The organism is Rahnella inusitata (assembly GCF_018288855.1).
Classification (GTDB): Bacteria; Pseudomonadota; Gammaproteobacteria; order Enterobacterales; family Enterobacteriaceae; genus Rahnella; species Rahnella inusitata.
In genome coordinates, this window is the sequence record NZ_CP065024.1 from 1,942,678 (window position 1) to 1,955,973 (window position 13,296).

The window sequence follows — 13,296 nt, forward strand, 5'->3', positions numbered from 1 at the left end:
CGCAGCGTTCCTTCAATTTCAGAGGGAGCAGGAATTAATCTGCGCGCCCCATGTAACGACGTTCAGCGATATGAATGCGGATTTTGTCGCCAGTGCTCAGGTATTCTGGCACCTGAATGTTCAGACCGGTGGCCATCACAGCCGGTTTCGTGCGTGAACTGGCGGACGCGCCTTTGATGCCCGGTGCCGTTTCCATAATTTCCAGATCGACGGTCTGCGGCATTTCCAGCGCCAGCAGCTGGCTGTCCAGCGTCAGAACCTGCATACCCTGCAAACCTTCTTCTGGAATAAACAGCAGTTCTTCTTCGATCTGCGATTTATTGAAGGTGTAAGGCGTGAAGTCTTCGTCATCCATAAAGATGTATTCGTCGCCGTCGACGTAGGAGAAGTTCACCTTACGGCGGGTAAGGCTGACGGTATCGAGAATGTCGTCACCCTTGAAGCGCTCTTCCACTTTGCCACCGGTACGCACGTCCGCGAAACGCATTTTGTACAAGGTGCTTGCACCACGGGCACTTGGGCTTTGAACATCAATATCTTTTACCAGCAGCAATTTGCCGTCGTAGTTCACAACGAAGCCGCGTTTAATTTCGTTAGCACGAGCCATATAAATACCTGTCGAGATAAAGAGGAAAATAATTTGCGACACGTTACCCGCGGCGCCGGTTTCAGGCAAGCAGATAGCGCAAAAAGAGTCGGGAAAGTCCGCATTATTACGCATTTTTTCAGGCCAGCCCGTTGACGTTAAAAATGGGCCGTCAACTGTGTTAAAGAGTAGTAAATATTTCGCTGGTGGCGCAGTAAAGCGCCTGCTATTGTCGCGCCTCAAAACCAGACCTGAGGAGGCTGTTGATGGACTGTCGTACTGATTGCGGAGCCTGTTGCATAGCGCCTTCAATTTCCAGCCCGATCCCCGGAATGCCGGACGGCAAGCCTGCGAATACGCGTTGCGTTCAGCTGGCGGATAATTTCCTGTGCAAGATTTTTACCTCGCCGCTGCGCCCGAAAGTTTGCGCCAGTTTGCAGGCCAGCCGCGAGATGTGTTTCACCCATCGCGACCAGGCCCTGACCTATCTGATTAAATTGGAAGCAGACACCGCACCCTAAGCTTTCGGAGCGACAGTTTCCGTGATCGGATTTTCCACGTTTTTCACGTTCCAGATACACAGCAACGAGCCCACCACCATCACCAGCGCGGCGTAAAACACGGCATGATAATTCCAGAACTGTGCAATCACTCCGGCCAGCGATCCAGCGAGGATCCAGCCCGCGCGCGTGGAGTTAGTGAACAGCGTGGTGGCCGCGCCCGCCTGACCTGGCATCAGATCCTGAAAATACAACATCCCGATACCGGCCAGAATGCCGATGAAAACTGCGTTCAGCAGTTGTAAAGCAATCAGCATGACCGCGCCGGTAGTGAACAACAGACACCCGTAAAAAATCACACCGGCAATAACCGCCAGACGCATCAGGAAGCGCTTACCGAGTTGTCTTGCCAGATAACCGGCAATCAGCATCGTAGGGATTTCCAGACAGGCTGCGCTGCCCATCAGCACGCCCGCCAGCTTCTCCGGCAGACCCAGCTCGCGCACCACGTACAACGGCATACTGATCAGATAAATACTGTTGGCCGCCCACATCAGTGAGCATGCGATGAACAGCATCAGCGTGTCACGACGGTTACGGCGCGGCGCTTCGAGTGTTGCTGAAGTCTTCATCCGCGCTTTCGGCATTGACGGTAAAAACACGTACACCATCACGCCGCACACCAAAAATGCCAGCGTCGCCGCGCAGTACATAAAGGTAAAACCAAAGCCCATGGAGAGCGCGAACGCCAGCGGCGGGCCCACTACCCACGCCAGAGAAACCTGCGCGCGCAAAATAGAGCTGAACATTACCGCTTCACGCCCGGTTTTCTCAGCATGTTCACGCGCCAGCGCGAACATCTGGGGGTTGGCGGTGGAGCCGAAGCTCGATAACAACACGCCGATAAACAGCAAAATAAAGTAGTTGCGGTTGAAGGCGAACAGCACACACGCCAGCGCACCGAGCAGGCAGCAATAGAGGATAAGCGTTTTGCGATCGCCGCGTTTATCCGACCACGTTGCCAGCAGCTGGCTGACGAAAATGCCGATCACCGCGCTGCCGGTAAAGAAGATGCCGACCATAAACGGGCTGACGTAAACCTGAGAGGTCAGAAACAGGCTGAGTGTCGGCGTTTGTAACGCGCCCGCGATGCCAGTGAGAAAGGCGATGATCAGAAAGGCCGTCGAGGTCATGTCGGGCAGGCGGCGGGCTGACGCTGTAGATGTTCGCATTGAGATAACTGTGCCAGAAGTAGGGAAGGGACAAAATTTGCGCGAATGTTACGACAGTTTAAAAAAAACAAAAACAGGTTTTGATCATCAAAAATGTAAACCCGGATGAATTTGCCATACTGAATAATAAAACCGCACTTTGTGTTAAAAATAGCCGAAAGACAGTGCCCGACAGCAGCATCAGAAACCGTCAGCTGACGTCAGCTTTTGACGTTTAAGACTCAATACAACCGCGTCAGCCTGACTTCAGCATTTGTGTTAAGTGATTCGTTCCGAACGTTCTGAATAAAGGAAACTGTGCGTAGCATCAAAAATTCATCACGTAGAATCAGGGAAAACTTGCTTTAAAGGCGAGGCCGATTAAGACTTCCTGAAACGTTTCAGCGTTATCAGTTTCAACAACGAAATCTGGTGACGCTCCTTTTTTCTCAGTAAAGCTGAAACGATTCAATTTCAGCAGGAGAGGAGAATTATGTTCCAACTGTCACAGCAAGATATTCACCTCGGTGCAGCTGCCAGCGACAAGCAGGAGGCCATTCGTCAGGTCGCCGCTGCGCTGACTCAGGCTGGCCGTGTCAGCGAAGGTTATGTAGACGGCATGTTAGCCCGTGAACTGCAAACTTCCACTTACCTCGGTAATGGCATCGCTATCCCTCATGGCACCACCGATACGCGTGATCTGGTGCTCGATACTGGCGTTCAGGTCTATCAGTTCCCACAGGGCATTGCCTGGGGCGAAGATCAGACCGCTTACATCGTTATTGGCATCGCAGCCCGTTCTGATGAACACCTCAGCCTGCTGCGTCAGCTGACGCACGTCTTAAGTGATGACAGCGTGGCAGAACGCATGGCGAAAACAGATTCAGCTGAAGAGTTGCGCAGTCTGCTGATGGGCGAGAAGAACGCCGCTGAATTCTTGTTTGATACTCAATTGATTGCGGTAGATGTTGCGGCAGAAAATTTGATCACCCTGCAGGCACTGAACGCCGGTCGTCTGCAACAGGTTGGCGCGGTCGATACGGCCTTCGTCAGTGACGTGATCAGCCGTAAACCGCTGAATCTGGGGCAGGGCATCTGGCTGAGCGACAGCACCGAAGGCAATCTGAAAAGCGCAGCGACGGTCAGTCGTGCTCAACAGGCCTTCGAACTGGACGGTGAAAAGGTGGCGTTGCTGCTGACTATTTCCGTCGCCGACGATCAGCCTCTGAACGTGCTGAACTACTTAAGCGATCTGCTGATTGCCAACAAAGCTGAACGCCTGCTGACGGCTGACGCCGTGGGTGTGCTGGCCTTGCTGACCAGTGAAGTCGCAGAAGAAGCCAACGTGCTGACGGCTGAATACGTGATCCGCAACGAACACGGTCTGCATGCGCGTCCGGGTACGGCGCTGGTCAACGTGATCAAACAGTTCACCAGCGAAATCACCGTCACCAATCTTGATGGCAGCGGTAAACCTGCCAATGGCCGCAGCCTGATGAAAGTCGTCGCGCTGGGCGTGAAAAAAGGTCATCACCTGCGCTTTACCGCCAGCGGTGAAGATGCCGAACTGGCATTGAAAACCATCGGTGAAGCCATTTCCGAAGGTCTTGGGGAGGGCGCATGAGCCGCAGAGTCGCCACAATTACCCTTAACCCGGCGTACGATTTAGTGGGCTATGTGCCTGAAATCGAACGCGGTGAAGTGAATCTGGTGCAGACCACTGGCCTGCATGCTGCAGGTAAAGGCATCAACGTTGCGAAAGTGCTGAAAGATCTCGGCATCGACGTCACTGTGGGTGGTTTCCTCGGTAAAGAAAATCAGGACGGCTTCCAGCTGCTGTTTAGCGATCTGGGCATCGCCAACCGCTTTCAGGTGGTCAATGGCCGTACCCGCATCAACGTCAAACTGACCGAAAAAGACGGCGAAGTCAGCGACTTCAATTTCTCCGGATTTAACGTGACGCCGGCGGACTGGGAACGTTTCGTGACGGATTCTCTGTCATGGCTAGGCCAGTTCGACATGGTCTGTGTGAGCGGCAGTCTGCCTGCCGGCGTCGATCCTGACGCGTTTACCGACTGGATGAAACGTCTGCGCGCGCAGTGCCCGTGCATCATTTTCGACAGCAGCCGTGAAGCACTGGTTGCTGGCCTGAAAGCTGCGCCGTGGCTGGTTAAACCTAACCGCCGTGAGCTGGAAATTTGGGCTGGCCGTAAATTGCCAGAACTGAGTGACGTGGTAGAAGCCGCGCACGCCTTGCGTGACCAGGGTATCGCCCATGTGGTGATTTCTCTGGGTGCAGAAGGTGCCTTGTGGGTTAACGCATCCGGTGCGTGGATCGCCAAACCGCCAGCTTGTGAAGTTGTCAGCACAGTCGGTGCCGGTGACTCCATGGTCGGTGGCCTGATCTACGGTTTACTGATGCGTGAATCCAGTGAACATACGCTACGACTGGCAACCGCCGTTGCCGCCCTGGCTGTCAGCCAGAGTAATGTCGGTGTCACCGATCGTCCGCAGCTCGCGGCGATGATGGCCCGTGTTGATCTGAAACCCTTTTAATCCGCAGGAGGCAGAATGAAAACGCTGCTGATGATAGACAGTTCGCTGGGACAGGCTCGCAGCCATCTGGCGAAAAATTTGCTCGCTGCTGCCGTAGCGAAAGCCGGGCACCAGCTGGTTGAGCAGGCTGCTGACGCTGAAATCGTGATCGTCGCCGGTGAAACCGTGCCAAACGATGCGACGCTGACCGGCAAGAATATTTATACCGGCGATGTGGCTGCTGCGGTTCGCGAACCTGAAGCTTTCGTGCAACGCGCACTGGCTGAAGCGAAACCTTACGTTGCTCCCGCCGCGGTGGCTGCTGTTTCAGCACCGGCTGTTAACGGTCCAAAACGTATTGTGGCGATCACCGCGTGCCCGACCGGCGTAGCGCACACTTTCATGGCGGCTGAAGCTATCGAAAGTGAAGCTAAAAAACGCGGCTGGTGGGTGAAAGTTGAAACCCGTGGTTCCGTGGGTGCCGGTAACGCCATCACGCCTGAAGAAGTTGCAGCAGCCGATCTGGTGATTGTTGCGGCTGACATCGAAGTGGATCTGGCGAAATTTGCCGGTAAGCCGATGTACCGTACCTCTACGGGTCTTGCACTGAAAAAGACCAAGCAGGAACTGGATAAAGCGCTGGTGGAAGCTGAAGTGTATGCCCCTAACGCACAGGGCGCGGCTTCAACAACGAAGAAGAAAGAAGTGGGCGGTTCAGGCCCATACCGTCACCTCCTGACCGGCGTGTCTTACATGCTGCCGATGGTTGTTGCGGGTGGTTTGTGTATCGCGCTTTCCTTCGTATTCGGTATCAAAGCCTTTGAAGTGAAGGGCACGCTGGCGGCTGCACTGATGCAAATCGGTGGCGCTTCCGCCTTCGCGCTGATGGTGCCGGTTCTGGCTGGTTTCATTGCTTTCTCCATCGCAGACCGTCCGGGTCTGACGCCGGGTCTTATCGGCGGTATGCTGGCTGTCAGCACCGGTGCGGGTTTCCTGGGCGGTATCATTGCCGGTTTCCTGGCGGGTTACGTGGCGAAAGCCATCAGCGGCAAGCTGAAGTTACCGCAAAGTATGGAAGCCCTGAAGCCTATCCTGATTATTCCGCTGGTGGCGAGTCTGATTACCGGCCTGGTCATGATTTACGTGGTCGGTACGCCGGTTGCTAAAATCATGGCGGGTCTGACTGCCTGGCTACAATCTTTGGGTACAGCGAATGCGGTACTGCTGGGCGCAATCCTGGGTGCGATGATGTGTACCGATATGGGTGGCCCGGTGAACAAAGCCGCTTACGCGTTCGGCGTGGCACTGCTGAGTTCTTCCGTCTACGCACCAATGGCTGCCATCATGGCTGCCGGTATGGTGCCACCGCTGGCGATGGGTCTGGCAACGCTGCTGGCGCGTAATAAGTTCGAGCAGAGTGAACGTGAGGGCGGTAAAGCGGCGCTGGTTCTGGGCCTGTGCTTTATCTCCGAAGGTGCGATTCCTTTCGCCGCCCGTGACCCGATGCGCGTACTGCCTTGCTGTATCGTAGGGGGCGCCGTAACAGGTGCTCTGTCGATGGCCTTCCACGCACAGCTGATGGCACCGCACGGCGGTCTGTTCGTTCTGCTGATCCCTGGCGCAATCACACCTGTTCTCGGTTATCTGATTTCGATCATTGTGGGTACCGTGCTGGCCGGTGGTGCTTACGCGATTCTGAAACGTTCAGATGCGGCGGTAGCGGCTAAAGCCGTCATCTAAAAGTGTTTAAGCTTGTTGAAAGGCGCGACGTGAAAATGTCGCGCCTTTTTTATTGCAGTGATTGATGCAATGAGGGGGTTTTGAGTTGCTACTTAAGTTGGCCTTGAGTACGCCTAAACGCACGCCCTGCGGACTCCCGCGAACTGCTCCTTCCTCTGCGTGGGGTATTAACGTTAAATCCAAAGTTTAAAGTGTGCTTTAACACGTTTATTGCCAGCTCTCCCCCTTCGCAGAGGGAGGAGCAAACCGGCCAGATTTTGGCTGATCTTGAATTTATTCTTCCCGAAACGCCAACGCGACGCCCAGTGCGTCCGCCGCGCGAACCAAAACCAGACGGGTTAAGTCATTAAACGGTATTTCCCCCACCCGCAAACTATTACGCACTGCCTCAAGCGACCGCGTCGCAAACTCCAACCCGACCATCCGCGCGCTGCCGCCATCACCTTCGGGCACAATGCCGAATTCTGCCGTGGCCTGCTTTGGTGTCACAAACCGGACGGCAGCGCGCCCGGCGCGCAGAATCACGCCATCGGCAACACTTTGTAAGGCTTCAGCACCAAACAACTCCCCGTAAACCCTTGCCGCAGCCTGCGGGTCAGCGGCGGAAATCACAAAGCCGGTGATGTCAGCGACACCATTAGGGTGGTGCTGCCATTCGTTGCGCCATACCAGCTCCGGTGTCAGGTGATGACAGAAGAAACTGCGGCCATTGGGTACGCGATCGGCGGCCAGCGGAACGGTGCGGAACCGCGCATTTGGCGAGGTGCCGTCGTTGAGTGCCACCGGGCGGAAGAATTCAGCGGGAGGCGATCCGGCGATATTGTGATTTTGCAGATGCTGGTAAACCGCCGCTGAATTCTGCGTTTTCCACACCAGACCGGTCAGACCGAGCGGAGCCTGCCATAAGTCGGTGCGGGTGTGGGCATTACCCGGCTCATAACCGAGCAGTTCGAGATAGTTTTCGCCGAAAATCGCCAGATGATTGCTCGATCCCAGAGAGTGATGGCCGCGCGCGGTGAGATAAAATCCTAACCGGCGGAACTGTTGTTCGGAATGATTGAGCTGTTCGGCGACGTTGATCACCACGTGGTCGAGCTGCGGGCGAAGAGACTCAGTCATTGAACGGTTCTCCCAGCGTTAACATCAGACGGTTTGCCCAGGCGAAAAACGCCGTGGACTGCGCTAAATCGACGATCTCCAGTTCGCTCAGACCCTGATCGCGCAGGGCGGCGATGTGCTGAGCAGTGGCGACCGGCGGGGTAGCGGAGAGCGCGGCGGCGAAGTCGATTTCAGCCTGCCAGCGCGGGGACTGGTCTTTGCTGAGAATGCCACCCGGTGCGGTGTCGATCAGACGCTGAACATCGTCGGTTTGCTTTGACAGCTGGCTGGCTTTGCGCGAATGCACCGACGCGCAGAAGATACAGCCGTTGATTTTACTGGCCACGGTGGCGGCCAGTTCACGCTCTTTACGCGGCAGGCCGCCGGAGGTGAAGAAAATGCCTTTGTCGGTCAGAGTGCGCTGTTCCAGCACCGGCAAATTGCGGCCTAACAGACGGAAATAGTCGGAATCGGTATGGCCGAATTTTGCCAGAATCGCCTGCTGGGCTTCATCAAATTCTTCCAGCTTTTTCGCCGGGATCCACGGCTCCCAGCCGAGCTCTTCCTGGGTGAACGCTTGCGGTGCGTCACGGCCATTATGTGTGTTGGGATCGGTGCGCCAGAACGCCGCGCCGACCGGTTTATTGCTGCCGTTTTCCACCGGCTTACCGCCGATCAGCCGGTAGCTGCGCAACGCGCGGCTCTGGAAACTGACGAAGGAAATCAGCTGCGACAGCGTGACAATCGCATCCACCGACCATCCGGCTTTTCTCAGCGCCTGCAAATGTGCGGGCGTGGCGCTGGCGGGTTTGAAACTCAGACGTTCACCGTGCGTCAGCGCCGCGTCGAGGCGGGCGGTTTCATCGATATCGGGCAAATCCTGCAAACGCTCGGAATAGTGATTAGTCAGCTGGGAATCACCGTGCCAGCGCGCCACGTTTTGCGCTAAACGCAGACGCTCCGCCAGCGTGAAATCCACGCCATCCTGTTCGGTAAATAACGCGTCGTAGCTGCCCTGCGCATGGCGGGTGGCGGCCTCACGCGTGTCGCGCGCCTGTTTCAATTCAGACGCCGGGGCGATCTCGGCCAGTTTTTCCAGCAGGTCGGTCGAATAGTCGGTCATTGGATTTCCTTGGAGAAAGTGGTATCGGAGGAAGACGTGGAAACGGCGCGTGACGGCGTGCGGCGAACCCAGCCGAGGGCCGGTGCGACGTGACGGGCGATCAGTTCGATAGAACGCAAAATGTACGGATGTGGCGGATCGATGGAGTGCACCTGAAACGCCAAATCGGTGACGCGGGCCAGCGCGGTATCGGCCTGCAATGAGGCGGTCACCTGCGCTGCCGTGCCGAGATGGACGTCGAACGCGCGGATGTAATCATCGAGCGTATCGCCTTGTACGATTTGCCCGCTGGCACGGTGATTTTCGGCCTGACGGCGCAGGCCTTTTTGCGCCAGCTCACGGGCGTCTTCGCCATTTCCGGTGACGAACGCGGTGCGCGATCCCATGATGCGGGGCGCAACACCGTCAGGCAGTGCGTCGAGATAGGCATCAATGATCGGATTTTGCAGTTCGTCGAGGCGCAGATCCGGTGCATCCGCCGGTCGTGGCTGGGTGCGCGACAGCATCAGGCCATCGCCGGATTTACCCGCTCGCGCACCACCGTCCACGGAGAATGTCGCCTGCCAGACGCGGTGCGCCAGGTGAGGTGCTGCCGGATACAGGCGATTATCGGTGCCCGCCAGTTTTTCACCGCGCCATGCGGTGAGCAGGGTGTGCAGATTACGGGCAAACGCCGCGCCGCGATCCTGACTTTCCAGCCCGAACGGCGGGAAGGACGTTGGCGTGCCGCCGGAACCGAGACCGATCTCCAGCCTCCCGCCACTGAGCAAATCAAGCACGGCGGTGTCTTCGGCCACGCGCAGCGCATTCTCCATCGGTAGCGTAATCACGCCGGTACCGAGGCGAATAAAACGGGTATTTGCCGCCACCTGCGCAAGAAACACCAGCGGCGCGGGCAGGCCGCCTTCGGCTTCGTGGAAATGGTGCTGCGCGACCCACGCGGAATCAAAACCCAGCTGCTCGGCATGAATGATTTGCTCGGTCGCCAGCCGGTAGCGCTCCTGTGCGCTGGTGTTGTCCAAAAGGCGGGTAAAAAATCCAAGACGTTTACTGCTCATAATTTTCCTCTCAGGCGGCGCGATGGCGGCCGGGAATGGCATCAATCAGCTGGCGGGTGTAATCGCTGGATGGCAGCGCAAATACTGCTTCCACTTCGCCGGAATCCACCTGTTGCCCGCGGTTTAACACCGAGACGCTGTGGGAGATTTGCCGGACGGTCGCCAGATCGTGCGAGATAAATAAATAGGTCAGGCCAAGCGAATCCTGAAGTTGTGAAAGCAGCGTGAGGATCTGCGCCTGTACCGTGACATCGAGCGCCGAGGTGGCTTCATCGAGGATCAGCACCTTCGGTTCGAGGATCAGGGCGCGCGCAATGGCCACGCGCTGACGCTGACCGCCGGACAGTTCACGCGGTTTGCGGCTGAGCAATTCCTCCGGCAGCGCCACGCGGCGGGCGATATCCAGCACGCGCTGACGGCGTTCGGCGGACGGAATTTTTTCGAAATTCAGCAACGGCTCTTCGATCACGCTGAACAGCGTTTGTGACGGATCCAGTGAAGCAAACGGATTCTGATACACCAGCTGAATTTTCTTGCGCAGCTGGCGCAGCGGTTCCCCTTTGAGGCGGGTGATGTCTTCGCCGTCGATCAGCACGCGGCCTTTATCCGGTTTCTGAAAACCGAGCAGAATGCGCGCCAGCGTGGTTTTACCTGAGCCTGATTCGCCGACCAGCGAATGCGTCGTCCCGCGCGGAATGCTGAACGAGACGTTATCCACCGCGCGAAAGGCGGCGTGATTTTTACCGCCCAGCGTGAAGTCGTGCGTCACGCCTTCGACCACTAATACCGGTTCGGTGCTCGCTTTACTTTGTGCGCGGTGGCGGCCTGAAAGGGCAGGAACGTCTGCAAACAACTGGCGGGTGTAGTCGCTTTTCGGTGCGCTCAGCACCCCGGCGGTGATGCCCTGTTCCTGGACTTTGCCATGACGGAAAACCAGCAGCCGGTCGGCGCGTTCGGCAGCGATCGCCAGATCGTGCGTGACAAGTAACACGGCGGTGCCGAACTCGCGACGCAGATCGTCGATCAGGTCCAGAATGCGCTTTTGCACCGTCACGTCCAGTGCGCTGGTCGGTTCATCCGCGATGATCAGCGCCGGTTGTAATGCGATGGCAATCGCAATCAGCACGCGCTGTTTCATGCCGCCGGACAGTTCGTGCGGATACTGCTTCGCGCGTTGTTCGGGGTGCGTAAGGCCAACGCGGGTCAGCAGTTCAACCACGCGCTCATCGCGCTGTTTGCGTGGCAGGCGCTGATGGATGTCGAGAATTTCCGCCACCTGTGAGCCGATGGTTTTCACCGGATCGAGTGAACTGGTCGGATCCTGCGGGATCAGGCTGATGCGTGCGCCGCGCAGAGCGTCGAGACGGCGCTGCGACCACTGGCTGATGTCGGTGCCGTTGAGGCGGATTTCGCCCTGATCGATATGGCCGTTTTCCGCCAGCAGGCCGATGATCGCCTGCGCAGTGGTGGTTTTACCGGAGCCCGATTCGCCCACCAGCGCCAGTACTTCTCCGGCGTGAATGGAAAACGACACGTTGTGCACCACCGGTTTGCCATCGTAGGCAATCGACACATTTTCCAGTTCGAGGACGGGCGGGGCGTCATGTTTAAACGTGGCCTGAGCGTTCATCGCGTTCTCCTGCGTAATGACTGGCTGATGCGGTTGGCGGAAAGCACTACCAGCACCACGACGATGCCCGGAAAGGTGGTCAGCCACCAGGCGGTAGAAATGTAGTTACGGCCTTCGGCTATCAGCAGACCCCATTCCGGCGTCGGCGGTGGTGTGCCGTAGCCGAGGAAACTCAGGGTGGAAATTGCCAGTATCGCGCTGCCGAACTGCAACGCCGAGAAGGCGATTACCGAGGTCAGCGAGTTAGGCAAAATATGTCGCCAGAGAATCGAGAAGAATGTGCCGCCGCTGCCATAGGCGGCTTCGACGTAATCGCTGTGGCGCACCAGCACCACTTCGGCGCGGGCAAGGCGGGCGAAGTTGGCGACCGAAGTGACGCCGACGGCAATCGCCGCATGCACCGTGCCGAAGCCGAGCAGGATGATCACGCTCAGCGAGAGCAACAGGCCGGGAATCGAGAGAAGCACGTCATTAATACGCATGACGATGGCGTCAATCACGCCGCCGCTGGCACCGGCCGCCAGCCCTAAGGCGGTGCCGAACACCAGCCCCAGCGCCACTGCGACCAGCGCGCCGGACAGCGAATGCGATGCGCCGTAAACAATGCGCGCGTAGACGTCGCGGCCAAGCTGATCGGTGCCGAGCCAGTGTCCGGCCTGTGGCGCCAGACGTTGCGCACCGGCGATGCCTTCGGTGCCGCTGTAATCGGTAAACCAGCCGGGCGCAATCGCCCAGAGAATGACGGTCGCCATCACCAGCCAGGCTAAAATCAGCGCCGGTTGCAGACGGGCGGTTTTCCAGCGGCGGCGCTGCGTGAGGGGCAAAGACAGGGCGCTTTTGCCAAGCGGTAAACTGCTCATGAGGTGGCTCCGGCGGAACGTTTAGCGGACGTTTTCAGACGTGGGTCGAGCAGCGGATAGAGCAGATCGACCAGTAAATTGATGCCGACAAAGGCGGCGGCGGAAATCACTACAATCGCCTGCAATACAGCGACGTCCTGATTATTCACCGCCTGTTGCGTCAGCTGACCCAGACCGTTGAGACCGAACACGGTTTCGGTGATAAGCGCCCCGGCGATCAGTTCGCCAAACAGCAGACCGGCGATAGTCAGCGCCGGAAGCAGGGCATTACGCGCCACGTGACGCCACAGCACGCCGCTGCGGCTCGCGCCTTTGGCACGGGCGACGGCGACAAACGGTTGTGTCTGAACCTGATCGATACTGCGGATCAGGATTTGCGCCAGCGGCGCGGAAATTGGCACTGCCAGCGTCACGATCGGCAAAATCAGCCCGACCCATTCGCCGGGGTTAATCACCGGGATCCAGCGCAGATGGAAGGAGAAAATCTGGATGAGCACAATGCCCAGCCAGAAGGTCGGTATGGAAATAAACAGCGACGGCACTGACTGCAACAGGTTTTTTAGCCAGCCGAAGTGCAGCAGGCTGGAGAGAAACGCCAGTGCAAAGGCCACTACGGCGGCCAGGGCAAAGCCAATCAGCGCCAGCCGCAGCGTCGGCGGGAAGTTGGTGCTGAGTAATTCAGTGACCGGTACGCCAGCCTGAATCGAATAACCCAGATCCCCGCGCAGAAAATTGCCCAGAGTGTGCAGATACTGCTGTGGCAGCGGCACATCCGCACCGTAGGCCGCACGCATATCGGCGATCTGCGCCGGGCTTAATCCCATATCCGGGTTCTGGAATTTAATCAGAATCGCGTCGCCCGGCAGCACCTGCAACAGGATGAAGGAGACGGTAAACGCCGCCCACAACACCAGTACAGCCTGACCCAGACGACCGCTCACGTATCGGTTCATCA

General features: G+C 57.5%; 12 protein-coding genes. 4 read left to right on the plus strand and 8 right to left on the minus strand.

Annotated elements, in window-relative coordinates; translation table 11 throughout:
• Nucleotides 1-34: 34 nt before the first annotated feature.
• Nucleotides 35-607, minus strand: coding sequence for an elongation factor P-like protein YeiP (yeiP, locus tag I2123_RS09060; protein WP_112167405.1), 573 nt, complete (start codon nucleotides 605-607; stop codon nucleotides 35-37).
• 245 nt (nucleotides 608-852) lie between these two features.
• Here yeiP and I2123_RS09065 point away from each other — a divergent pair, with 245 nt between their 5' ends.
• Nucleotides 853-1,107 (plus strand): YkgJ family cysteine cluster protein, encoded by a 255-nt coding sequence (locus tag I2123_RS09065; RefSeq protein WP_095922780.1) that lies wholly within the window; start codon nucleotides 853-855, stop codon nucleotides 1,105-1,107.
• Here I2123_RS09065 and I2123_RS09070 read toward each other — a convergent pair.
• On the minus strand, nucleotides 1,104-2,318 hold the full coding sequence (locus I2123_RS09070; RefSeq protein WP_213052256.1) for a sugar efflux transporter: 1,215 nt from the start codon (nucleotides 2,316-2,318) through the stop codon (nucleotides 1,104-1,106). The genes I2123_RS09065 and I2123_RS09070 overlap by 4 nt on opposite strands.
• Before the next feature lie 472 nt (nucleotides 2,319-2,790).
• On the opposite strand from I2123_RS09070, the gene fruB reads away from it, so the two are divergent.
• From fruB to fruA, 3 genes are read left to right on the plus strand one after another with little or no spacing between them, the layout of a single operon-like run.
• Complete coding sequence (gene fruB, locus I2123_RS09075; RefSeq protein WP_112167160.1) at nucleotides 2,791-3,921, plus strand: fused PTS fructose transporter subunit IIA/HPr protein; 1,131 nt, start codon at nucleotides 2,791-2,793, stop codon at nucleotides 3,919-3,921.
• Nucleotides 3,918-4,853 carry a 1-phosphofructokinase gene (fruK, locus tag I2123_RS09080; RefSeq protein ID WP_112167162.1) on the plus strand — a complete coding sequence of 312 codons (936 nt, stop codon included), beginning with the start codon at nucleotides 3,918-3,920 and terminating at the stop codon, nucleotides 4,851-4,853. The genes fruB and fruK overlap by 4 nt, the downstream gene beginning before the upstream one ends.
• 15 nt (nucleotides 4,854-4,868) lie before the next feature.
• A complete protein-coding gene (fruA, locus tag I2123_RS09085) occupies nucleotides 4,869-6,572 on the plus strand; it encodes a PTS fructose transporter subunit IIBC (protein ID WP_213052257.1) in 1,704 nt (567 codons plus the stop codon).
• Between the two features lie 273 nt (nucleotides 6,573-6,845).
• Here fruA and I2123_RS09090 read toward each other — a convergent pair whose 3' ends face one another.
• The 6 genes from I2123_RS09090 to I2123_RS09115 are packed head-to-tail and all read right to left on the minus strand — an operon-like array spanning nucleotide 6,846 to nucleotide 13,294.
• On the minus strand, nucleotides 6,846-7,691 hold the full coding sequence (locus I2123_RS09090) for a VOC family protein (RefSeq protein WP_213052258.1): 846 nt from the start codon (nucleotides 7,689-7,691) through the stop codon (nucleotides 6,846-6,848).
• The gene (locus tag I2123_RS09095; protein WP_112167168.1) at nucleotides 7,684-8,793 is read right to left on the minus strand and encodes an alkylhydroperoxidase domain protein; all 1,110 of its coding nucleotides are present in this window, start codon (nucleotides 8,791-8,793) and stop codon (nucleotides 7,684-7,686) included. Before I2123_RS09095 ends, I2123_RS09090 begins: the two co-directional genes overlap by 8 nt.
• Nucleotides 8,790-9,851, minus strand: a complete 1,062-nt coding sequence (locus I2123_RS09100; RefSeq protein WP_213052259.1) for a putative FMN-dependent luciferase-like monooxygenase — start codon at nucleotides 9,849-9,851, stop codon at nucleotides 8,790-8,792. The genes I2123_RS09095 and I2123_RS09100 overlap by 4 nt, the downstream gene beginning before the upstream one ends.
• Before the next feature lie 10 nt (nucleotides 9,852-9,861).
• Complete coding sequence (locus I2123_RS09105) at nucleotides 9,862-11,481, minus strand: dipeptide ABC transporter ATP-binding protein (RefSeq protein ID WP_213052260.1); 1,620 nt, start codon at nucleotides 11,479-11,481, stop codon at nucleotides 9,862-9,864.
• Nucleotides 11,478-12,341, minus strand: coding sequence for an ABC transporter permease (locus tag I2123_RS09110; RefSeq protein WP_213052261.1), 864 nt, complete (start codon nucleotides 12,339-12,341; stop codon nucleotides 11,478-11,480). Before I2123_RS09110 ends, I2123_RS09105 begins: the two co-directional genes overlap by 4 nt.
• Complete coding sequence (locus tag I2123_RS09115) at nucleotides 12,338-13,294, minus strand: ABC transporter permease (protein WP_213052488.1); 957 nt, start codon at nucleotides 13,292-13,294, stop codon at nucleotides 12,338-12,340. The genes I2123_RS09110 and I2123_RS09115 overlap by 4 nt, the downstream gene beginning before the upstream one ends.
• Nucleotides 13,295-13,296 lie beyond the last annotated feature (2 nt).